At 68.8% G+C, this 21,324-nt stretch carries 19 protein-coding genes; 7 read left to right on the top strand and 12 right to left on the bottom strand.

Going from position 1 to position 21,324, the window contains the following annotated elements:
- Positions 1-100: 100 nt before the first annotated feature.
- The 8 genes from AC1DO7_RS09295 to AC1DO7_RS09260 form a co-directional block, all read right to left on the bottom strand.
- On the bottom strand, positions 101-595 hold the full coding sequence (locus tag AC1DO7_RS09295; protein WP_441618176.1) for a M48 metallopeptidase family protein: 495 nt from the start codon (positions 593-595) through the stop codon (positions 101-103).
- A 69-nt stretch (positions 596-664) separates the two neighbouring features.
- Positions 665-883 carry a hypothetical protein gene (locus AC1DO7_RS09290; protein ID WP_441618084.1) on the bottom strand — a complete coding sequence of 73 codons (219 nt, stop codon included), beginning with the start codon at positions 881-883 and terminating at the stop codon, positions 665-667.
- Between the two features lie 141 nt (positions 884-1,024).
- Entirely contained in the window at positions 1,025-1,900 is an 876-nt protein-coding gene (locus tag AC1DO7_RS09285) for a carbohydrate ABC transporter permease (RefSeq protein ID WP_477116023.1), read from the bottom strand.
- Positions 1,897-2,796 (bottom strand): carbohydrate ABC transporter permease, encoded by a 900-nt coding sequence (locus AC1DO7_RS09280; protein WP_441618178.1) that lies wholly within the window; start codon positions 2,794-2,796, stop codon positions 1,897-1,899. The genes AC1DO7_RS09285 and AC1DO7_RS09280 overlap by 4 nt, the downstream gene beginning before the upstream one ends.
- Before the next feature lie 205 nt (positions 2,797-3,001).
- Positions 3,002-4,324, bottom strand: coding sequence for an ABC transporter substrate-binding protein (locus tag AC1DO7_RS09275; protein WP_441618087.1), 1,323 nt, complete (start codon positions 4,322-4,324; stop codon positions 3,002-3,004).
- Positions 4,321-5,493 (bottom strand): ABC transporter ATP-binding protein, encoded by a 1,173-nt coding sequence (locus tag AC1DO7_RS09270; protein ID WP_441618089.1) that lies wholly within the window; start codon positions 5,491-5,493, stop codon positions 4,321-4,323. The genes AC1DO7_RS09275 and AC1DO7_RS09270 overlap by 4 nt, the downstream gene beginning before the upstream one ends.
- Positions 5,494-5,542: 49 nt before the next feature.
- The gene (locus tag AC1DO7_RS09265) at positions 5,543-6,493 is read right to left on the bottom strand and encodes a C-terminal binding protein (protein ID WP_441618091.1); all 951 of its coding nucleotides are present in this window, start codon (positions 6,491-6,493) and stop codon (positions 5,543-5,545) included.
- A gap of 33 nt (positions 6,494-6,526) precedes the next feature.
- Positions 6,527-8,233, bottom strand: a complete 1,707-nt coding sequence (locus AC1DO7_RS09260; RefSeq protein WP_441618180.1) for an IlvD/Edd family dehydratase — start codon at positions 8,231-8,233, stop codon at positions 6,527-6,529.
- 401 nt (positions 8,234-8,634) lie between these two features.
- On the opposite strand from AC1DO7_RS09260, the gene AC1DO7_RS09255 reads away from it, so the two are divergent.
- From AC1DO7_RS09255 to ettA, 4 genes are all read left to right on the top strand, one after another.
- On the top strand, positions 8,635-9,393 hold the full coding sequence (locus tag AC1DO7_RS09255; protein ID WP_477116022.1) for an SDR family NAD(P)-dependent oxidoreductase: 759 nt from the start codon (positions 8,635-8,637) through the stop codon (positions 9,391-9,393).
- Entirely contained in the window at positions 9,393-10,466 is a 1,074-nt protein-coding gene (locus AC1DO7_RS09250; RefSeq protein WP_441649733.1) for an Ldh family oxidoreductase, read from the top strand. The genes AC1DO7_RS09255 and AC1DO7_RS09250 overlap by 1 nt, the downstream gene beginning before the upstream one ends.
- Before the next feature lie 79 nt (positions 10,467-10,545).
- Positions 10,546-11,271, top strand: a complete 726-nt coding sequence (locus AC1DO7_RS09245) for a FadR/GntR family transcriptional regulator (protein ID WP_441618096.1) — start codon at positions 10,546-10,548, stop codon at positions 11,269-11,271.
- A 117-nt stretch (positions 11,272-11,388) separates the two neighbouring features.
- Entirely contained in the window at positions 11,389-13,056 is a 1,668-nt protein-coding gene (gene ettA / locus AC1DO7_RS09240; protein ID WP_477116021.1) for an energy-dependent translational throttle protein EttA, read from the top strand.
- A 144-nt stretch (positions 13,057-13,200) separates the two neighbouring features.
- Here the strand turns inward: ettA and AC1DO7_RS09235 are convergent, their stop codons facing one another.
- The 4 genes from AC1DO7_RS09235 to AC1DO7_RS09220 all read right to left on the bottom strand — a co-directional run bounded on the left by AC1DO7_RS09235 (position 13,201) and on the right by AC1DO7_RS09220 (position 17,647).
- Positions 13,201-14,334 carry a metallophosphoesterase gene (locus AC1DO7_RS09235; protein WP_441618100.1) on the bottom strand — a complete coding sequence of 378 codons (1,134 nt, stop codon included), beginning with the start codon at positions 14,332-14,334 and terminating at the stop codon, positions 13,201-13,203.
- 293 nt (positions 14,335-14,627) lie between these two features.
- The gene (locus AC1DO7_RS09230; RefSeq protein WP_441618102.1) at positions 14,628-16,043 is read right to left on the bottom strand and encodes an MATE family efflux transporter; all 1,416 of its coding nucleotides are present in this window, start codon (positions 16,041-16,043) and stop codon (positions 14,628-14,630) included.
- A complete protein-coding gene (locus AC1DO7_RS09225) occupies positions 16,036-16,566 on the bottom strand; it encodes a winged helix-turn-helix transcriptional regulator (RefSeq protein ID WP_441618104.1) in 531 nt (176 codons plus the stop codon). Before AC1DO7_RS09225 ends, AC1DO7_RS09230 begins: the two co-directional genes overlap by 8 nt.
- A gap of 154 nt (positions 16,567-16,720) precedes the next feature.
- Positions 16,721-17,647 carry a LysR family transcriptional regulator gene (locus AC1DO7_RS09220; protein WP_441618106.1) on the bottom strand — a complete coding sequence of 309 codons (927 nt, stop codon included), beginning with the start codon at positions 17,645-17,647 and terminating at the stop codon, positions 16,721-16,723.
- Between the two features lie 136 nt (positions 17,648-17,783).
- Here AC1DO7_RS09220 and AC1DO7_RS09215 point away from each other — a divergent pair, with 136 nt between their 5' ends.
- From AC1DO7_RS09215 to AC1DO7_RS09205, 3 genes are read left to right on the top strand one after another with little or no spacing between them, the layout of a single operon-like run.
- Complete coding sequence (locus AC1DO7_RS09215) at positions 17,784-18,695, top strand: SDR family oxidoreductase (RefSeq protein ID WP_441618108.1); 912 nt, start codon at positions 17,784-17,786, stop codon at positions 18,693-18,695.
- Positions 18,695-20,200 carry an acyl-CoA synthetase gene (locus AC1DO7_RS09210; protein ID WP_477116020.1) on the top strand — a complete coding sequence of 502 codons (1,506 nt, stop codon included), beginning with the start codon at positions 18,695-18,697 and terminating at the stop codon, positions 20,198-20,200. The genes AC1DO7_RS09215 and AC1DO7_RS09210 overlap by 1 nt, the downstream gene beginning before the upstream one ends.
- 51 nt (positions 20,201-20,251) lie before the next feature.
- Complete coding sequence (locus AC1DO7_RS09205; protein WP_441618112.1) at positions 20,252-21,232, top strand: Bug family tripartite tricarboxylate transporter substrate binding protein; 981 nt, start codon at positions 20,252-20,254, stop codon at positions 21,230-21,232.
- Positions 21,233-21,324 lie beyond the last annotated feature (92 nt).

Below are 21,324 nucleotides of genomic sequence, written 5' to 3'. Positions count from 1 at the left end.
GGTGGAAGCGGCTGCGCCCGCGGGCGAGGTGCAGGTGTGCATGCGGCACCGGGTGGCGGCGCAGGGAAGCTACTGCAAGACAGCGGCCGTGGCCGGCTAGTTAGTCTTGCGCGGGCTCCAGCTCCCGCCATGCCAGGAACAGCCGCGTGTCGAACTCGAGCTGGTGGTAGGCCGGCTCCATGTATTCGCAGAGCCGGTAGAACGCCTTGTCGTGATCGCTTTCCTTCAGGTGCGCGAGCTCGTGCACCACGATCATGCGCAGGAACTCCGGCGGCGCTTGCCTGAATACCGAAGCCACGCGGATTTCCTTCTTGGCCTTGAGCTTGCCTCCCTGCACGCGCGAAATCGCGGTGTGCAGGCCGAGCGCGCGGTGCACCGTGTCGATCTTGGCGTCGAAGGCCACCTTGTGCAGCGGCGGCGCGCTGCGCAGGAAGTCCTGCTTCAGCTCACCGGTGTATTCGTACAGCGCGCGGTCCGTCTGTATGGCGTGGCGTTCGGGATATTTCTTGCTCAGGTGATCGCCGAGCCGGTTGGCTGCCACCATCTGGCGCACCTGTTCGAGCACGTCCGGCGGATAGCCGCCGAGAAAGCGCAGCGGATCCTTGGCGCCGGGGCGCCAGGTATTGCCGGCGAAGGCGGGGCTGCTGCCTTGGCTCACCGTGGCTTAGTGATGGTGGTGATGGTGGTGGCTGATCTCGCCGGTCGCCACGAAAGCCTGGACGGCGTCCTGCTCTCCGGTAGCGTGGCGCATCAGTTCGCCGCATTTGCACCAGCCCTGGTAGGGCTGGAGATGCGAGCAGGCCGACGTTTTCTGCAGAAACAGCGTGACGGGCTTGGTGCACTTGGTGCACTTGAAGGTAAGCGTGCGGGCGGGTTTGCTCATCGGGCGGGGTGGCGAAGCGGTTGCCTGGGGGCAACGGTGTCAAATGGCRCCGCGGCGTGCGCGGCAGGGCAGGCCGCATTTTAGCCTGCCCGGTGCGATTGCGTGCCATTGCCTGCCATTGCCTGCCACTGCCACCCGCGCCTATTCCTTGACCGCCCCGGTCATGCCCGACACGTAGTACTCGACAAAGAAGGAATACACCAGCGCCACCGGCAGCGAACCCAGCAGGGCGCCCGCCATCAGCGCGCCCCAGTGGTAGACATCGCCCTCGATCAGCTCGGTGACGATTCCCACCGGCACCGTCTTCACCTCGGACGAGGAAATGAAGGTCAGCGCGTAGATGAACTCGTTCCACGACAGCGTGAAGGCGAAGATGCCGGCCGAGATCAGGCCCGGCACCGCCAACGGCAGGATGATCTTGACCAGTATCTCCCAGCGCGTGGCGCCGTCGATCAGCGCGCATTCTTCCAGCTCATAGGGGATCGAGCGGAAGTAGCCCATCAGCAGCCAGGTGCAGAACGGGATCAGGAAGGTCGGATAGGTCAGGATCAGTGCCCAGCGCGTATCGAACAGGCCGAGCTGGAACACGATCGACGCCAGCGGGATGAACAGGATCGAGGGCGGGATCAGGTAGGCCAGGAAGATGGCCAGGCCGACCTGCTTGGCGCCCTGGAAGCGCAGCCRCTCGATGGCGTAGGCGGCCAGCACGCTGGCCGCCAGCGAGGCGAAGGTGGAAACCGTGGAGACGATCACGGTGTTGAGCAGCCAGGCCGGATACGGCGTGTTGAACAGCAGCTTCTTGAAGTGCGCCAGGGTTGGCGCGATCACCAGGAACGGGTTGGCGGTGCCCATCAGCAGTTCGCCGTCCGGCTTGAAGGCGGTGATGGCCATCCAGTAGAAGGGGAACAGCAGCACGAAGACGAAGATGCCCAGCGGGATGTAGATCGTCRCCCAGCGCCGCGGGAGCGACTGCAGGTAGTCCATGCCCTGTTGCTCGGGCGCGGTGGTCGCTTTCATTTGTCGCCTCCCTGTTGCCAGCCGCGCCGTTGCAGGCCGAAGTAAGAAAACAGGATCGCCGCCAGCAGGAAGGGCACCATCATGGTGGCGATCGCCGCGCCTTCGCCCAGCGAGCCGCCCGAGATCGCGCGCTGGAAGGACAGCGTGGCCATCAGGTGGGTGGCGTTGAGCGGGCCGCCGCGCGTGAGCACATAGATCAGCTGGAAATCGGTGAAGGTAAACAGCACCGAGAAGGTCATCACCACCGCGATGATCGGCGTGAGCAGCGGCAGCGTGACATAGCGGAATTGCTGCCAGGGTGTGACGCCGTCGATCGATGCCGCCTCGTACAGCGTGGGCGAGATGGTCTGCAGCCCGGCCAGCAGCGAGATGGCGACGAAGGGAATGCCGCGCCACACATTGGCGGCGATGGTGGAGAAGCGGGCCAGCCAGGGATCGCCCAGGAAGTCGATATAGCGGTCGATCAGGCCGAGCTTGACCAGGGTCCAGCTGATGACGGAGAACTGGGCATCGTAGATCCACCAGAAGGCCAGCGCGGACAGCGCCGTCGGCACGATCCACGGCAGCAGCACGATGGCGCGGAAAAAGGACTTGAACGGCAGGTTCTTGTTGAGCAGCAGCGCCAGCCACAGGCCCAGCACGAACTTCAGCACGCTCGCCACCACGGTGTAGAAGATCGTGTTGAACAGCGCCAGCTGCGTGAGCGAGTCGCCAACCAGGTAGTCGTAGTTGGCCAGGCCGATCCATTCGCCGGCGCCGCCGATCTTGGTGTCGGTGAAGCCGAGCCAGACGCCAAGCCCGAGCGGATAAGTCAGGAAGAGCAGCAGCAACAGCCCGGTCGGCAGCATGAACAGCATGCCGAGCGCATGCCGGTGGTTCATCAGCCTGGACAGCATGGGTGCGCGCGGCGGTGGCCGCCGTGGCGTGGCAATTGCCTTGTCGATGCCTTGTTCCATCGGAGCTCCTTGTCCCAGGGGCCTGGTTTCATGTGGCCGCCGCTTGCCCGGCGTGCCCAGCTGCACGCTGCCTCGCTCCCTCCCCCGCGCGGCGGGGGGCGGGAGCTAGCCACGGGCGATGCCGCGCGGCAAGCGCCGGCGAGCGCTAGGCCTTGTAGTAGCGCGTGGCACGCTGCGCCGCGCGCGCCGCTGCCTCCTTGGGGGTCTTGGAGCCGCTGGCTGCCTCGGCCACCATGTCGACCACGATGTAGTCCGCCATGGATGCCGCCGAGGCGGTGCCGAGCGGGCCCGCGTGGCCGTTGTCGAGCATCAGCGCGGCGGAGTCGCGATAGACGGTGTGCTTGGGGTCGACGGTCCAGATCGGATTGGCCTCGTAAGCCTTGAGCGGCTGGCTGACGTAGCCGATGGCGGCCTCCATCCACGGGTTGTACTGTTCCGGCTCCATCATGAACTGCAGGTAGGCCTTCGCCGCGTTCGGGTACTTGGAGTACTTGAACAGCATCATCTGCGTGATCTGCATCAGCTCGGTGGGTTTGCCGGAGTTGCCGATGGGGAAGTGCGCATGCTGGATGTCCTGCGCCATCTCCTGCAACTTGGGCTCCTTGGAATTCTTGGCCGCGTAGTAGACCGAGATGCCGTTGGCGGTCAGGCTGACCTGCCCGTCGAGGAAGGCCTTGTTGTTCGACGGATCCTGCCATGACAGCGTGCCGGGCACGAAGGTGGCGTAGAGCTGCTTGGCGTATTCCAGCGCGGCCCAGGTCTCGGGCGAATTGACCACCACCTTGCCTTTGGTGTCGACCAGCATGCCGCCGTGCGACCACAGCAGCCAGTGCGCCCAGTTGTTGCCGTCGCCGACCGCCTTGCCGAGCGCGAAGCCGCAGGGCGTGCCCTTGGCCTTGAGGCCCTGGCAGAGCTTGAGGAAACCGGCGGTGTCCTTGGGAATGGTGTCGAAGCCGGCAGCCTTGACGTGGCTCTCGCGATAGACCAGCGCATTGCCGACCACGCCCAGCGGCAGGCCGATCCATTTGCCGTTATGGGTGCCGTACTTGCGGCACACGTCGTACCAGCCGCCATACTTGCCGCCCAGGTAGCCGGCAAGGTCGGACAGGTCGACCAGCTTGTCGGGGTACTGCTGCGGGTCGTCGAACCAGCCGACGATGATGTCCGGGCCGCTGCCCACGCTGGCCGCCACCGCGGCCTTGGGCCGCACGTCTTCCCAGCCTTCGTTGTCGACGCGTACCTCGATGCCGGTCAGCTCGGTGAATTTCTTCGTGTTGGCGTTCCACAGGTCTTCGTCGCCCTGCACGAAGCGCTTCCAGCGCAGTACGCGCAGCTTGGCGCCGGCTTCCGGCTTGTACTGCAACGGCGCCGGGGCGGCGAAGGCATGTCCGCCCAGCGCCGTGGTGGCAGCCACGGCAGCCGTGGATGCCAGGAAATCGCGTCTGGTGAAGCGGGTCGTCGTGCTCATTGCTTTGTCTCCTCCGTGGTCAGGGGTTCTGCCCCGTGCTGGTCATGCCTGTTTCCCTGGTCGCCCGCCGGCGGCGGCGCGTCGTACCGCAACAGCGCCTGGCCCGAATCGGCATCGAACAGGTGGGTGTGCTGGTGGTCGGGTACCAGGTGCAGGATGTCGCCCGCGGCAAAGTTGTGGCGCTCGCGGAAGATCGAAATGAACTCGGTCTCGCAGAAGCGCGAGTAGACCTCGGTGTTGGCACCGGTGGGCTCCACCACCGCGACGCGGCTTGGCAGGCCCTGGCCGGGCGGGCCCAGGTCCAGGTGCTCCGGACGCACGCCGTAGATCACGCGCTGGCCGTCGGTGCCGGCGCTGTTGTCCAGGCGCGCGGGAGCGGGCACGCGGCTGCCGTCGGCAAACTCGACCGTGGCCGTGCCGCCCTGGCGGCGCAGTGTGCCTGGCACGAAGTTCATCGCCGGCGAGCCGATGAAGCCGGCCACGAAGAGATTGTCGGGCCGGTCGTAGAGCTCAAGCGGCTTGCCGCGCTGCTCCACGCGGCCGTCGCGCATCACCACGATCTGGTCGGCCATGGTCATGGCCTCGATCTGGTCGTGCGTCACGTAGACCGAGGTGGTGCGCAGGCGCTGGTGCAGCTCCTTGATCTCCGCGCGCATCTGCACGCGCAGCTTGGCGTCGAGGTTGGAGAGCGGCTCGTCGAACAGGAACACCTGCGGGTCGCGCACGATCGCACGCCCCATCGCCACCCGCTGGCGCTGGCCTCCCGAGAGCTGGCGGGGATAGCGCTCCAGCAGCGCGCCCAGGCCGAGGATGGCGCAGGCCTTGTCCACCTTCTGCTTGATCTCCTCGCGCGGCGCCTTGGCCAGCTTGAGCGAGAAGGCCATGTTGTCGTAGACCGTCATATGCGGGTAGAGCGCATAGTTCTGGAACACCATGGCGATGTCGCGCTCCTTGGGCGGCAACTGGTTGACCACCCGGTCCCCGATGGCGATCTCGCCGGTCGTGATCTCCTCCAGGCCCGCGATCATGCGCAGCAAGGTGGACTTGCCGCATCCGGACGGCCCGACCAGCACGGTGAACTGGCCATCGGGAATGTCGATGTCCACGCCGCGGATGACCTGGGTGCCGCCAAAGACCTTCTCGACGCCTCGAATCTGTACCGATGCCATGCCTCGTGTCTCCGGTTACCGCTCTTGTCGGGGCCTGCCTGCAGCCCAGCTAGCTGCCTGCCACCACCACATAGGTCGGGCGGCCGCGCACGGCCCAGTCGACCAGGTTCTGCGCGGCCTTGCGCCGCAATTCCTTTTCCGCCACCGTCGAGTAGAAGGCCGCATGCGGCGACAGCACGACGCGCGGATGGCGCAGCAGGCGTGCGTCGGCGGCCGGTTCGACCGGCAGCACATCCAGTGCGGCGCCGTCGAGCCGGCCCGAGTCCAGCGCCGCCAGCAAGTCGTCGATGTCGACCACGGGCCCGCGCGCGGTATTCACCAGCACGCCRCCGGGCTGCATGCGATCGAGCAGCGCGGCGCCCACCATGCCGCGCGTTTCATCGTTCAGCGGCACGTGCAGCGAGATGGCGTGGGCCTGCGCGAACAGGGTCTCCTGGTCCACGCGCTGTACATAGGGCGGGAAGTCGCCGTCGATCAGGTAGGGGTCGCATGCGATCACGCGGGCAAAGCTGTTGCGGCCGATATGCGCCATGCGCTTGCCGATGCGGCCAAGGCCCAGGATGCCCAGCGTCATGTCGCCGACCCGCCGTAGCTCGCCGGCGCTGCCGAAATGCCAGGTGCCGGCCTTGACGTCGCGGTCGTAGAAGGGAATGTGCCGCAGCAGCGACAGCATCATCGCCAGCGCATGGGTGGCCACCTCGCCCACGCCATAGTCCGGCGAGTTGCCGACCCATATGCCGTGCGCGCGCGCGTCCGCGGTGTTCACCGTATCGAAGCCGGCGCCGTAGCGGCTCACCACGCGGATCTCCGGGCGCGCGGCGAACACCCGTGCATTGACCGGCGCGTATTGCACCAGCAGGCCCTGGCAGCCCGCCGCGGCGTCGATCACATCCTGCTCGCTGCGGCACTGCGCGGTGACGACCTCGATGCCGGCGTCGCGGTAGAGCGCCTGTTCGAGATCCACATCCGGGAAATCGTAGTCCGTGATCAGGATTTTCATCGTTGTGCTCGCTCGCGTCTCGGTGGCGATGCCTCAGTGATTGTCCTTGGGCACGCCGGCCCCGCTCCTGCCCACCAGGAAGTCGAGGTCGGCGCCCAGGTTGGCCTGCTGCACGTGCTCGACGTAGAGCCGGGTCCAGCCGCGCGTCATCGGCAGCGGGGGCGCTTGCCAGGCTGCACGCCGGCGCGCCAGCTCTTCATCGCCGACATGCAGGTGCAGCTTGCGCGCGGCCACGTCGAGCTCCACCAGGTCGCCGTCCTGCACCAGTGCGAGCGGGCCGCCGGCCGCGGCCTCGGGGGCCACGTGCAGCACCACCGTGCCGTAGGCGGTGCCGCTCATGCGCGCGTCGGAGACCCGCACCATGTCGGTGATGCCCTTGCGCAGCAGCTTGGGCGGCAGCGGCATGTTGCCGGCCTCGGCCATGCCGGGGTAGCCGCGCGGGCCGCAGTTCTTCAGCACCAGCACGCAGTTTTCGTCGACGTCGAGGGTTTCGTCGTCGAGCCGCTGGTGCATATGCTCGCTGTCCTCGAACACCACCGCGCGGCCGGTGTGCCTGAGCAGCGCCGGCGTGGCGGCGCTGGGCTTGATGACCGCGCCATCGGGGCACAGGTTGCCGTGCAGCACGGCAATGCCGGCACTGGGCTTGAAGGGCGCATCAAAGGCGAGGATGACCTCGCGGTTCCAGTTGGGCGCGTCCTTGCAGTTGTCCCACAGCGTCTTGCCGTTGACTGTCAGCGTGTCGCGCGCGAGCACCGGTCCCAGTTCGCGGATTACCGCCGGCAGGCCGCCGGCATAGTAGAAATCCTCCATCAGGTGGCGCCCGGACGGTTGCAGGTCGAGCAGGCATGGCAGCTCATGCCCGATGCTGTCCCAGTCGTCCAGGCCGAGCTGGACGCCGATGCGTCCGGCAATGGCCAGCAAGTGGATCACGGCGTTGGTCGAGCCGCCGATGGCGGCGTTGACGCGGATCGCATTCTCGAAGGCCGGGCGCGTCAGGATCTGCGACATCACCAGGTTGTCCCTGACCATCTCGACGATGCGCCGGCCCGAGGCGCGCGCCAGCACGTTGCGGCGCCCGTCCACGGCGGGAATCGCGGCGTTGCCGGGCAAGCTCATGCCGAGGGCCTCGACCATGCTGGCCATGGTCGAGGCGGTGCCCATGGTCATGCAGTGGCCATGCGAACGGTGCATGCAGCTCTCGGCCTCGAAGAAGTCTTCCTGCGACATCTGGCCGGCCCGCACCTCTTCCGACATCTTCCAGACATCGGTGCCGGAGCCGAGCTCGCCGCCGCGGAACTTGCCGCTGAGCATCGGGCCGCCCGAGACGCCGATGGTGGGCAGGTCGCAGGAGGCCGCGCCCATCATCAGCGCCGGCGTGGTCTTGTCGCAGCCCATCAGCAGCACCACGCCATCGATGGGGTTGCCGCGGATGGATTCCTCCACGTCCATGCTGGCGAGGTTGCGGAACAGCATCGCGGTCGGGCGCAGCATGGTCTCGCCCAGCGACATCACCGGGAACTCGAGCGGGAAACCGCCGGCTTCCCACACGCCGATCTTGACCTGCTCGGCCAGCGTGCGGAAATGCGAGTTGCAGGGCGTGAGCTCGGAGTAGGTGTTGCAGATGCCGATGACGGGGCGGCCGTCGAACTGATCGTGGGGGATGCCGCGGTTCTTCAGCCACGAGCGGTAGATGAATCCGTCGCGGTCTAGGCGGCCGAACCAGGCCTGGCTGCGGCGCATCGGGGGTTTCGGGGGCGCCGGCGGCTTTTCGTCGTTCACTCGGGTCTCCTGCGTTCTGCGGCACCCGCGCAGCAACGACAAGCGCCTTGCTGTCGTGACTGCCGATGCCTGCTTTTATTGTGCAATGCAGATACGGATGCGCACGACAGCCGCTGCCTTGCGGCTGCGCATGCCGAGTGAGCGCAGTCTAGTTCAGGAGCTTCAACAGGTAAACTGGTATTACCAATGACGCGCGTCGGGAGCGGCGACGCAATCGGGGCGGCGGCCCGAATTGCACCTGGACTTTCGCCGATGTGCTGCCTAGAATCCAGCGGACCTTCCGCGCACTGGCCAACTGGTCAAACCAATCTGGCCGCGCGAGCCGCCCTTGGCGCAACCCAGGGTAATCCAGGAGGAACGACGTGCCGGAGCGCAATCGATACGATTTTTCAGGTCGTCACGCGGTCGTCACCGGTGGCGCGGCGGGCATCGGGCTGGCTGTCGCGCAGCGCCTTGCCGAAGGCGGCGCCAGCATCAGCCTGTGGGACAGCAATGCCGCGGCGCTGGAGGCGGCGGGCGCGGCCTTCGGCAAGGCACGGCCTCATCTGCTCTGCGTCGACGTGGCGAAGGCGGACCAGGTCGACRCAGCGCGCGATGCCACGCTGCGCGCGGCGGGCGCCGTCGATATCCTGGTCACCAGCGCCGGCATCACCGGCGCCAACACCACCACCTGGGAGTATCCGGTGGAGGAGTGGGACCGCGTCATGGAGATCAACCTGCGCGGCACCTTCCTGTGCTGCCGTGCGCTGGCGCCGCAGATGCGCGCGCGCGGCTACGGGCGCATCGTCACCATCGCCTCGGTGGCGGGCAAGGAGGGCAACCCCAATGCCTCGGCTTACAGTGCATCCAAGGCCGGCGTCATGGCGTTGACCAAATCGCTGGGCAAGGAACTGGCGCAGAGCGGCGTCACCGTGAACTGCATCACGCCGGCGGCGGTGCAGACCGGCATGTTCGCGCAGATGACGCAGCAGCATATCGACTACATGCTGTCCAGGATCCCCATGGGCCGCTTCGGCAAGGTGGAGGAGCTGGCGGCACTGGTGTCCTGGCTGGCATCGTCCGAGTGTTCCTTCTCGACCGGCGCCGTGTTCGACATCTCCGGCGGCCGGGCCACTTACTGATGAACGCCTCCGAACGCTACAACCCGTCCGCGCTCACCGGCTTCGCCAGCGCGCTGCTGCGCGCCGCGGGCATGGAGGCCGCACCGGCCCAGGCCGTGGCCGAGGTGCTGGTCGACGGTGACCTGCTGGGCCACGATACCCACGGGCTGGCCCTGCTGGCGCCCTACCTGAAGGAAATCGAAAACGGCACCATGGCCGGCGGCGGCATGGCCGAGACACTGGCGGACCGCGGCCCTTCGCTGCTGTGGGACGGGCGGCGCCTGCCGGGGCCGTGGCTGGTCACGCAGGGCATCGATGCGCTGGTGCCACGCGCGCGCCAGTACGGCAGCGCCACCCTGGTGATCCGGCGCAGCCACCATATCGCCTGCCTGGCCAGCTACCTGCTGCGTGCCACTGGCCAGGGCTTCATGATGCTGCTCTCCAGTTCCGATCCGTCGGTGCAGAGCGTGGCGCCGCACGGCGGCACGCGCGCCGTGTTCACGCCCAACCCGATCGCCGCCGGCATTCCAACGTCCACCACGCCCTTCCTGGTGGATATCTCGGCTTCGCTCGTCACCAATGGCATGAGCGCGCGCCTGCATCAGGCCGGCCAGCAATACGAGCAGGCCTGCATGCTCGATGCGCAGGGCCATGCCAGCCGCGACCCGGCCGTGCTCGCGGCAAGTCCGCCCGGCACCATCCTGCCGCTGGGCGGGCTGGAGGCGGGGCACAAGGGATTCGGCCTGGCCTTGCTGGTCGAGGCGCTGACCGGCGCGCTGGCCGGCCGCGGCCGCGCCGACGACGCCGCGCGCGGCGATGGCTGGGGCGCCACGGTGTTTATCGCGCTCTATGACCCCGATGCCTTTGGCGGACTGGCGGATTTCCTGCGCCAGGCCGACTGGATCGGCGAAGCCTGCCGGCGCAACCCGCCGCGCCCCGGCGTGGCCGCCGTGCGCATGCCGGGCGATCGCGGTCTGGCGCTGCGCGAACGCCAGCTGCGCGAGGGCGTGCTGCTGTATCCGACCATTGCCCCCGCGCTGCGGGCCTGCGCGGCCCGCCACGGGGTGCCGTTCCCCGCGCCGCTGGCTGGCTGAAGGGCGCCGGCCGGAGGGAACCGCCAGCGTATAATCCGCGCCCTGATGCTTCGTCCCAGGCCACCCGGTCCGCTTGTCCATGCCTATCCAATCGATCGAACCGCAACGGCTCTACCGCCAGATCAGCAACCAGCTGCGTGCGCTCATCCTGGCAGGCGAGTTCCCCGTGGGCTCGCGCCTGCCGGCCGAGCGGGACCTGTCGGTGCAGCTCGGCGTGAGCCGCCCGTCGTTGCGCGAAGCGCTGATCGCGCTCGAGGTCGAAGGCTATATCGAAGTGCGAATGGGCTCGGGCATCTATGTCTGCGCGCCGCCGTCGCCCGCCAATGGCGGCTTTGACCTGTCCGGCGAGGAAGGCCCGCTCGAACTGATCCGCGCGCGCGCGCTGGTCGAGGGCGAGGTCGCCGCGCTGGCCGCGCGCACGGGGCGCAAGGCCCAGTTCGATGCGATCGAGCGGGCGATCGAGCAGATGGCGGAGGATGCCGCCGCCGGCATCAAGCCGCTCGACGCCGACCGCCTGTTCCATGTGCGGGTGGCTGAAGCCACCGGCAACAGCGTGCTGGCGGGCGTGGTCCGGCGGCTGTTCGATTTGCGCCTGGGCGCGCTGTTCGATCAGTTGCACAGCCACTTCGAGACGCCCGAGGTGTGGGCCCAGGCGATCGCCGAGCACCGCGAAGTGCTGGCGGCGCTGCGCGGCAAGGACCCCGAACTGGCACGCGCGGCCATGCAGCGGCATATGGATATCGCCTACCGCCGCCTGACCTCCAGCCTGACCCGCGCGCGCCGGCGCGCGCGACCCGCGCCCTGACGGCCGCGCCACGGGCCTGAAAAACGGCCCGAAAAGACCGTCATGGCCGTCCCGGCGGGCCGGGGCCGGAGCGGCTTTGCTACACTTGACCGGTTATCTCAATTCCATCGGATTCGCATGGCACAGTACGTATTCACGATGAACCGCGTGGGCAAGATCGTTCCGCCCAAGCGTCACATCCTCAAGGACATCTCGCTGTCCTTCTTCCCGGGCGCCAAGATCGGCGTGCTGGGCCTGAACGGCTCGGGCAAGTCGACCGTGCTGAAGATCATGGCGGGCATCGACAAGGAGATCGAGGGCGAAGCCACGCCCATGCCCAACCTGAATATCGGCTACCTGCCGCAGGAGCCGCAGCTCGACCCCGAGCAGACCGTGCGCGAGTCCGTGGAAGCGGCGCTGGGCGGCGTGTTCGAAGCGCGCAAGAAGCTCGACGAGATCTATGCCGCATATGCCGAGCCGGACGCGGATTTCGACGCGCTGGCCGCCGAGCAGGCCAAGTACGAAGCCATTCTCTCGGCCAGCGACGGCAACAACGCTGAGCTGCAGCTGGAGATCGCCGCCGACGCGCTGCGCCTGCCGGCATGGGACGCCAAGGTGGGCAACCTGTCCGGCGGCGAAAAGCGCCGCGTGGCGCTGTGCCGCCTGCTGCTCTCGCGCCCCGACATGCTGCTGCTCGACGAACCCACCAACCACCTGGATGCGGAATCGGTGGACTGGCTGGAACAGTTCCTCACGCGCTTCCCYGGCACCGTGGTGGCGGTGACCCACGATCGCTACTTCCTCGACAACGCGGCTGAGTGGATCCTGGAACTGGACCGCGGCCACGGCATTCCCTGGAAGGGCAACTACAGCTCCTGGCTGGACCAGAAGGAAGCGCGCCTGAAGCAGGAAGAGTCGAGCGAGTCGGCCCGCCAGAAAGCGCTGCACAAGGAACTGGAGTGGGTACGCCAGAACCCGAAGGGCCGCCAGGCCAAGTCCAAGGCGCGTCTGGCCCGCTTCGACGAACTGAACAGCCAGGAATACCAGAAGCGCAACGAAACCCAGGAAATCTTCATCCCGGCGGGTGAGCGCCTGGGCAACGAGGTGATCGAGTTCAACGGCGTGAGCAAGGCCTACGGCGACCGCCTGCTGATCGACGACCTCAGCTTCAAGGTGCCGCCCGGCGCCATCGTCGGCATCATCGGCCCGAACGGCGCCGGCAAGTCGACCTTCTTCCGCATGCTGACCGGCAAGGAAACGCCGGACAGCGGCGAGATCAAGGTCGGCCCGACCGTGAAGCTGGCCTACGTGGACCAGAGCCGCGACGCGCTGGACGGCAGCAAGACCGTGTTCGAGGAAATCTCCGGCGGCGCCGACGTGCTTACCGTGGGCCGCTATGAAACGCCGTCGCGCGCCTATATCGGCCGCTTCAACTTCAAGGGCTCGGACCAGCAGAAGCACGTGGGCACGCTCTCCGGTGGTGAGCGCGGCCGCCTGCACCTGGCCAAGACGCTGATCGCCGGCGGCAACGTGCTGCTGCTCGAYGAACCGTCCAACGACCTCGACGTGGAAACCCTGCGCGCGCTCGAAGACGCACTGCTGGAATTCGCCGRCTGCGTGATGGTGATTTCCCACGACCGCTGGTTCCTGGACCGCATCGCCACCCACATCCTGGCCTTCGAAGGCGAGTCGCACGTGGAGTTCTTCCCCGGCAACTACCAGGAATACGAGGCGGACAAGAAGCGCCGCCTGGGCGAGGAAGGCGCCAAGCCCAAGCGTATCCGCTACAAGCCGATCGCACGCTGAGACTGGCGTATCGAAGGCACGGCTGTCGCCCCGCTCCGATAAACGGGAGCGGGGCGACAGCCATCGACAAGCCACCGTCGCCGCAAGCACAAAGGCCTCGCACAATGCGAGGCCTTTTTCGTTTCTTCGATTGCCCGGCCGCGCCTACTTGCGCACCAGCCGCAGCCGCGTGATCTCCGACGGCGCGCCGAAGCGCTTGGGCGGCCCCCAGTAGCCGGTACCCCGGCTCACATAGACCCACATCGCCTCATGGCGCTTGAGCCCGGCAACGTAAGGCTGCTGCATCGGCACGAACAGCGTCCAGGGCCAGAACTGCCCGCCGTGGGTATGGCCGGACAACTGCAGGTCGAAGCCCGCGTCGGAGGCGGCCTGCGCGGTGCGCGGCTGGTGCGCCAGCAGCACGCGCGCAGCGGCCACGGCCGGGGCGCCGGCCAGCGCGCGAGCCGGGTCGCTGCGATGGCTTTCATCGAAGCGGTGGGCGGTATAGTCGGTCACGCCGGCCAGCACCAGGGCCTCTTCGTCCTGCCCGATCACCACGTGTTCATTCATCAGCACGCGCAGGCCCAGCCGGCGCAGTTCGGCGATCCAGGGATCGGCGCCGGCGTAGTACTCGTGGTTGCCGGTGACGAAGTAGGTGCCGTGGCGCGCGCGCAGGCTGCCCAGCGGCGCGGTGTGCGCCGCCAGCTCGCGCACGGTGCCGTCGACCAGGTCGCCGGTGATGGCGATGGCGTCCGGATTCAGGCCGTTGACGCGCGCCACGATGCGCTCCAGGTAGGGGCGCTTGATGGTGGGACCGACGTGGATGTCACTGATCTGCACGATGGTGAAATCGTGCAGCGCGTCGGGCAGCCCGGCGATGGGCACCTCCACGTCCACCACCTGCGCCAGCCGGCGTGCGTTGAAGAAGCCCAGCGCCGTGACCACCAGCGCCAGCACCGGCACCGCGGCGGCCGTGCGCGGCAGCAGCCAGGCAGGGTGCCAGCCGGTGACGGCGCTGGCCAGCAGCAGCACGTCGCGCGCCAGCGTCAGCACCAGCAGCGAGGAGAAGAAGCCCATCGCCAGCATGCCCACCCAGGTGAGCGCGTCGGACCAGGGCTGGTCCAGGCGCCGCGCCAGCAGGCCGGCGGGAATGAGGGGCCAGGACAGCGCCAGCCAGGCTACGGCCAGCGCCTTGAAGGCGAAGGCCACCGGCAGGTCGGGCAGCAGGCGCAGGCCGATATAGCCATGCAGCAAGCCGACCACGAGGGCGGCCACGAAAACGGTGGTGCGAGGGGGCATGCCACCTCCAGGGAGTGAGAGGCGGATCCGGCGCATGCCGGGTCCGGGGAGCCGCTGCGCGCATTGCCGGGCCGCCTTGGCGGGCATCAGTGCCGCCATCGGCGCCGTCATCGCCATGCCCGGTCCGTGCCGTCGCAGTGCGCCGCGCGCGAACTCACTAGGTGAGGCTGGGCGAGCGCAGATTCAAGGRCGAGCCGGGAATTGTCCACATCGTGCGCCGCGCCGGCCCGCTTGCCGAATGCCCCCGCATCGCCTGCAAGAAAAAGCCTGAATGGCCCGGCGCGGCGCGCCATTCAGCGCGGCGCCCAGCTCCCGCCGCGCACGCCGAAGGCGGTGACCACGCCGTAGGCGCTGATGCCCAGCGCCACCCCAAGAAAGTGCCCGTCCAGCCCCATGCCGGCCATGTTGGCCAGCACCCAGCCGCCGCCGGCGGCCAGCGCGATGCGCGAGACCCCGGCCGCCACCGGCCAGCCCATGCGGCCCGCGCCCATCGAAGCGAAGTACAGCGCCATGCCCAGGCCGAAGCCGCCGAAGGCCGGCGCCACCCAGGACAAGGCCCGCGCGGCGATGCCCGCGACTTCGGCATCCCTGGTGAAGAGCCCGGCAAAGGCGGCCGGCGCCAGCCCCACCGCAGCCCCCACCGCGCCGGCCACCGCCAGCGCCAGCAAGGCTCCGGCCCATGCGGTGCGGCGCGCGGTGGTCCAGTCGTTCGCGCCCACTGCGCGGCCCACCAGCGCGGTCAGCGCGGAGCCCACGCCAAAGGCCAGCGGAATCATCAGGAACTCGAGCCGCGCGGAGATGCCGTAGGCGGCCACCGCCGCGGTGCCGTAGTGACGCAATTGCGCCGTCACCAGGATGGTGGTCAGGTTGGCGACCGAGGCCAGCAGGCAGGCCACCAGCCCCACCGACAGGATGCGACCGAACAGCGCACGCGACGGGCGCACGCGCAGCGTGGGCGCGAAGCCCGCACCGCCGCGCAGCACCACGGCGGCCATCGCCAGGGCCGCTGCCCACGACACCGTGGCCAGCGCCGCGCCGATGCCCGCCAGGCCCATGCCGGCCGGCTCCGCCAGCGCCCAGGCCAGCACCGGGAAGGCGATCCACATCAGCGACAGCACGCGCGCCGCCAGCGCATGGCGGCCACCGCCGCGCAGCACCGAGGCCAGCGTGTTGGCCAGCCAGGCCGGCACGGCGCCGGCGCCGAACAGCCAGATCGCGTAGGTGGCGGCCGCGTCGGCGGCGGTCTGCCCGGCCACCGCGCCGAGGATGCCGCGCGGAAAACCGGCCAGCGTCACGGCGAACACCAGGCCCGCGGTGAGCGCGATGATCAGCGCATGCAGTACCAGCGAGGAAGCCTCGTCGCGCTTGCCCGCGCCGAGCGCGCGCGCGATGGCGGCGACCACGCCGCCGCCCATGGCGCCGGTGGACATCTGCTGCAGCAACAGCGCGAAGGGCAGCACCACTGCCCAGCCGGCCAGTGCCGCCGTGCCCTGGCGCGCCGCCAGCCAGGTTTCGATCAGTTGCGCGGTGGCCTGCAGGAGGGCGATCAGGCTGGTGGGCGCGGCCAGCACCAGGATACGGCGCGTCAACTCGCGCAACGGCGGTTGCAGGGCGGGCGCGCCGGCAGCCGCGACGGATGCGGCTGATGCGGCGGATGCGGCGGATGCGAGTACCGCTGCAGCCAGCGGGTTGGCTTGCGCTTCACGCATCGCCGGCCACCGTTGCGCTCGTCTGCGCTTCGCCCTTCGCGTGGTCCGCCTCGCCGAAGCGGCGGCGCAGGTAGCCGTTGGCGGCCGGGCCAGGCGCCACGCGAAGATCGTCCAGCGTCAGCGCGCGGCCATCGGCGCGCGTCAGCGCATGCGCCTTGATCTCCTCACCGGTGTGCTTGTCCAGCAACAAGGTCATCGGGCCGCGCTCGTCGTTCATCCAGCGGTCGGCCCAGGCCTTGAGCGCCACGAATGCCGGGAAGAAGTCACGGCCCTTCGCGCTCAGGCGGTACATGTGCCGCGTGCTGTCGGGCACAGGCACACGCTCGAGCATGTCGTGCTCGACCAGCGTCTTCAGGCGTGCGCTCAGGATGTTGGGCGCAATGCCCAGGTGCCGCTGGAATTCGTCGAAACGCGTGCTGCCGTAGTACGCCTCGCGCAGCAAGAGAATGGCCCAGCGCTCGCCCAGCACCGCCATCGAGCGGGCAATCGGGCAAGGCATGCTGGCAAAGTCTGTGTGTCCCATATTCCTTGTCTTCTCCATGCGGCTTGCGGGTCGGCGGGATCGGATCCGCACCGTAGCTTTCGTTTTGCAAGCCAGTTCCACGCATATTAACTTGCAATTTGAAAGCTTGCCGGATTTCCCGCAGTGCCTTTCCCGCCGCGCCGCGCGCGGCGGATCAGGAAGGCGGCCCGCCGCCCCCGGCGGCGAACACGTCGAGCGCCGGGATCCGCTCGCGCAGGAAGTCGATCAGGGCGCGCGTGGCCATGGACGGGTGGAGGTTGGGCGTGGTGATGATGTAGAGCCGGTTGCCCAGGCCTTCGGCGTTCCATTCGGGCAGCACCCGCACCAGCCGGCCGTCCCGCATGTCCTCCCAGGCGGCGTAGACCGGCAGCAGGCCCACGCCGTGGCCGTCGCGCACGCCGCGCATCAGGAAGGGGAAATGCTCGGACTGCAGGTGCGGCACCAGCGCCACCTGCTCGCGCTGCTCGCCGCGGTCCAGCGTGAGCACGAAGCGGCGCGCGGCATAGGGCGGGCACAGGAACTGGCAGCGCGCCAGGTCCGCCGGCGCCCGCAGCGTCCCGCAGCGGGCCAGGTAGGCGGGCGCGGCAAAGAGCTGCCAGTCGATCGCGCAGACGTCGCGCGCCACGTGGTCCAGCTGCGGCTTCGAGGTGACCCGCAGGGCCACGTCGATTTCCGCGGCGATCAGGTCCACCACGCGGTTGGCGAAGAACACGCGCAGCGAGATGCCAGGGTGCTGCCCGGCGAACTCCAGCAGCAGCGGCGCGATGAAGGTGTCGCCCAGCCCGGTCGGCACGCTCACGCGCACATGTCCGCGCAGGGTCTTGCCCAGGCTGTCGATCTCGGCCTGGGCCGAAGCCACCTCCTGCAGGATGCGCAAACCGTGCTGGTAGAGCGCGTGGCCCGGCTCGGTCAGCTCCAGCCGGCGCGTGGTCCGGCGCAGCAGCTGGGCGTTGGCCTGGTGCTCGAGTTCGCGCAGCTGACGGCTGACCTGCGAGCGCGTGACGCCGCGCCGGCGGCCGGCCTCGGACAAATTGCCGGCTTCGACGATGTCGACGAAAGCCTGGATCAGGTTCAGGTCCATCCGGGATTCCATGGAGGATTGTCACATATGGCGCAACATTGTGAGTCGGGGAGCGGGAATTGTCGATGCCGCATGACGGGGCTACAGTGTGCTTTCCCCGCCGGTCAGGCATGCGCGGGGCCAAACAGGAGACAAGATGTTCAAGGACGATCTTTTCGCCGGGCAGCGCGTGCTGATCACCGGCGGCGGCACCGGGCTGGGCCTGATCATGGCCGAGCGCCTGGCCGGCCTGGGGGCCGAACTGCACCTGTGCGGGCGCCGCCTGCCGGTGCTCGACGAGGCAGCGCAGATGCTGCGCGACCGGCACGGCGCCAAGGTGGTGACCCATGCCGTGGACATCCGCGACGCCGCCGCCGTGGATGCCATGATCGAGACCATCTGGACCGCGCACGGCCCGCTGGATTGCCTGGTCAACAACGCCGCGGGCAATTTCATCAGCCGCACCGAGGATCTCTCGCCCAACGGCTTCCACGCGATTTCCGACATTGTCTTCCGCGGCACCTTCTACACCACGCAGGCGGTCGGCAAGCGCTGGATCCGCGACGGCCATCCCGGCTCCGTGCTGTCGATCGTGGTGACCTGGGTCTGGACCGGCTCGCCGTTCGTGGTGCCGTCCGCCATGTCCAAGGCCGGCGTGGACGCGATGACCAAGTCGCTGGCGGTGGAGTGGGGCCGCCACGGCATCCGCTGCAACGCCATCGCGCCCGGCGTGATCCCGACCGAAGGCGCGGGCTCGCGCCTGCGCCCGCAGGATTCGCAGCAGGACCAGCTCAGCGGGCAGAACCCCACCGGCCGCATCGGCCAGCCGCAGGACATCGGCAACCTGGCCGCCTTCCTGCTGGCGCGCGACAACTCCTGGATCAACGGGCAGACCATCGCGCTGGACGGCGGCGACTACCTCGCCAACGGCGCCTATTTCAAGCAGTACCTGGGCTGGGGCGATGCCGAGTGGCAGGCCGCGCGCGAGCGCATCGCGGCGAAGAACGCCGCCGACCGCGCCAACCGCACCGTGAACGCCCCCACCCCCACGCAAGCAGGAGACGACTGATGGCCGCAGACCTCTGGTTCGAAGACACCCACCGCAGCGGCGACGCATTGCTCGAGCGCGGCGCGCGCCTGGCCGGCGGCCTGCGCGCGCTGGGCCTGGCCGAGGGCGACGTGGTCGCCGTGCTGCTGCGCAACGATCCGGTCTTCGCCGATATCGTGCATGCCTGCCGCATCGCCGGCACCTACTACTGCCCGATCAACTGGCACTTCACCGCCGAGGAAATCCGCTTTTTGCTGACCGACAGCGGCGCGCGCGCGCTGATCGTCCATGCCGGCCTGCTGGACGGCGTGCGCGCGGTGGTGCCGGAAGGCGTGCAGGTGCTGGCGGTGGCGGAAGCCGACACAGCCTTGCCCGCCGGCGCCACCGACTACGACGGCTGGCTCGCCGCGCAGCAACCCTATGACGGCCCCCGCGTGGCGCCGCGCGGCCACATGGCCTACACCTCCGGCACCACCRGCCGCCCCAAGGGCGTGCTGCGCGCGCCGGTGCCGCTGGGCACGCTGGACGCGCAGCTCGAGCGCATGCGCTCGGTGGTGGCGCAGACCATGGGCATCGTGCCCGGCTGCCGCGCGCTGATGGCCGCGCCGCTGTACCACAGCGCGCCGGGTGTGTTCATCCAGAACGTGCTGCAGATGGGCGAGCGCCTGGTGCTGTGCGCGCGCTTCGATCCGGAGCAGGTGCTGGCGCTGGTGGAAAAGCACCGCATCGACGTGCTGTATCTGGTGCCCATCATGTACGTGCGCATGCTCAAGGTACCGGCCGAGCTGCRCGCGCGCTATGACCTGTCGTCGCTGCGCTTCGTCGCCTCCACCGGCGCGCCGTGCGCGCCCGAGGTCAAGCGCGCCATGCTCGACTGGTTCGGCCCGGTCATCCATGAAACCTACGCTTCCAGCGAGGCCGGCATGATCACCGTGGCCACGCCGGCAGACGCCGCCGCCAGGCCCGGCACCGCCGGCCGCGCGGTCGACCAGGCCGAGGTGCGCATCCTCGACGAGCAGGGCAAGCCTTGCGCGCCCGGCGAAATCGGCCTGGTCTACGTGCGCCAGYCGGCCTACCCCGACTTCAGCTACCGCAACAACGACGAAGCGCGCCGCGCCATCGACCGCGGCGGCCTGGTCAGCCTGGGCGACATGGGCTACGTGGACGCGGATGGCTATCTCTTTATCTGCGACCGAGCCTCCGACATGGTGATCTCCGGCGGCGTGAACATCTACCCGGCCGAGATCGAGCATGAGCTGGTGCGCTATCCCGGCGTGGCCGACTGCGTGGTGTTCGGCGTGCCCGACGACGAATACGGCGAACGCCTGCTCGCCATGGTGCAGCCGGTGCCGGGCGCCAGCCTGGAGGAGGGCGTCATCATCGAGTGGCTGCGCCAGCGCCTGTCGGGCTTCAAGGTGCCGCGCACCATCGTGGTGGAGGCGCAGCTGCCGCGCGACGACACCGGCAAGCTGGCCAAGCGCCGCCTGCGCGACAAGTACTGGGAAGGCCGGTCACGCCGCGTCTGAGAAGGACAAGCCGGCACCGCCGGCAAGGAAAAAAACAATCAAGGAGACGATATGCAACGCTGGATTCCCGCATGGCGCGCCATGCTCGGCGCGGGCGCGCTGGCCTGCGCGCAGCTGGCCACGGCCGGCGCCTTTCCCGACCGGCCGGTCAAGCTGGTGGTGCCGTACACGCCCGGCGGCTCGGCCGACCAGCTGGCCCGCGCGCTGGCCGATGGCATGGGCCGCGAACTCAAGCAGCCGGTGGTGGTGGAGAACCGCCCGGGCGCCAACACCATGATCGCCGCCACCGGCGTGGCGCGCACCGCGGCCGACGGCTACACGGTGCTGCTGGCCAGCAATGCCAGCATGGTGCTCAACCCGATGCTCTACAAGAAGGTCAACTACGACGCCAGGCGCGATTTCAAGGTGATCTCGGTCGCCGCCGAGCTCCCGCTGGTGGTGGTGACCAATACCCAGGTGCCGGCCGCCAACGTGCGCGAGTTCGCCAGCTACGCCAAGGCCAACGCCGGCAAGCTGAACTATGCCTCGGTCGGGCTGGGCAACCCGCTGCAGCTGGCCACCGAGATGCTCAAGACCGAGCTGGGCATCAATCTCACCCACGTGCCCTACAACGGCAGCGCGCCCGCGCTGGCGGCGCTGCTGGCCAACGACGTGCAGCTGATGATCGATGTGGTGAGCACCTCGCTGCCGCATATCAAGGCCGGCAAGCTCAAGGCGCTGGCGGTGACCAGCAAGGAGCGCCTGGAGGTGCTGCCCGACGTGCCCACCGTGGCCGAGAGCGGACATCCCAACTATCAGGCGGCCACCTGGTTCGGGCTGGCGGTGCCGGCGCAGACGCCGCCCGAAGCCATCGCACGCCTGCAGGCAGCGGCGGCCAAGGCCACCGGCGACGCGCAGTTCCGCCAGACCTTTGCCGCGCTCGGCCTGGTGATCCAGCGCCCGCGCGACAGCGCCGAGGTGCAGCGCTATGTGGACGCGGACCGCGCGCGCTGGGGCGGCGTGATCCAGGCCAACCATATCTCGCTCGACTGAAGCCGGCGCGGCGAAAAGCGTATAGTTCCGGGACGCCGTGATGCGCCCGGCCCGCGGGCCGCTCACGGTGTTTTGTCGCCCCGACCGCCGCT

This window comes from Cupriavidus sp. 05N40 (assembly GCF_056397305.1).
Note: the sequence above shows the minus strand (reverse complement) of the source record. Positions and strands in the feature narration are given on the sequence as shown.

Excerpts from the sequence above, each read along its gene's own strand:
- AC1DO7_RS09245 (WP_441618096.1), top strand. The coding sequence starts at position 10,546 with ATGCCTATCCAATCGATCGAACCGCAACGGCTCTACCGCCAGATCAGC.
- AC1DO7_RS09270 (WP_441618089.1), bottom strand. The coding sequence starts at position 5,493 with ATGGCATCGGTACAGATTCGAGGCGTCGAGAAGGTCTTTGGCGGCACC.
- AC1DO7_RS09250 (WP_441649733.1), top strand. The coding sequence starts at position 9,393 with ATGAACGCCTCCGAACGCTACAACCCGTCCGCGCTCACCGGCTTCGCC.
- AC1DO7_RS09220 (WP_441618106.1), bottom strand. The coding sequence starts at position 17,647 with ATGGACCTGAACCTGATCCAGGCTTTCGTCGACATCGTCGAAGCCGGC.
- AC1DO7_RS09275 (WP_441618087.1), bottom strand. The coding sequence starts at position 4,324 with ATGAGCACGACGACCCGCTTCACCAGACGCGATTTCCTGGCATCCACG.
- AC1DO7_RS09205 (WP_441618112.1), top strand. The coding sequence starts at position 20,252 with ATGCAACGCTGGATTCCCGCATGGCGCGCCATGCTCGGCGCGGGCGCG.
- AC1DO7_RS09280 (WP_441618178.1), bottom strand. The coding sequence starts at position 2,796 with ATGCTGTCCAGGCTGATGAACCACCGGCATGCGCTCGGCATGCTGTTC.
- AC1DO7_RS09230 (WP_441618102.1), bottom strand. The coding sequence starts at position 16,043 with ATGCGTGAAGCGCAAGCCAACCCGCTGGCTGCAGCGGTACTCGCATCC.
- AC1DO7_RS09260 (WP_441618180.1), bottom strand. The coding sequence starts at position 8,233 with ATGCGCCGCAGCCAGGCCTGGTTCGGCCGCCTAGACCGCGACGGATTC.
- AC1DO7_RS09215 (WP_441618108.1), top strand. The coding sequence starts at position 17,784 with ATGTTCAAGGACGATCTTTTCGCCGGGCAGCGCGTGCTGATCACCGGC.
- AC1DO7_RS09290 (WP_441618084.1), bottom strand. The coding sequence starts at position 883 with ATGAGCAAACCCGCCCGCACGCTTACCTTCAAGTGCACCAAGTGCACC.
- AC1DO7_RS09225 (WP_441618104.1), bottom strand. The coding sequence starts at position 16,566 with ATGGGACACACAGACTTTGCCAGCATGCCTTGCCCGATTGCCCGCTCG.
- AC1DO7_RS09235 (WP_441618100.1), bottom strand. The coding sequence starts at position 14,334 with ATGCCCCCTCGCACCACCGTTTTCGTGGCCGCCCTCGTGGTCGGCTTG.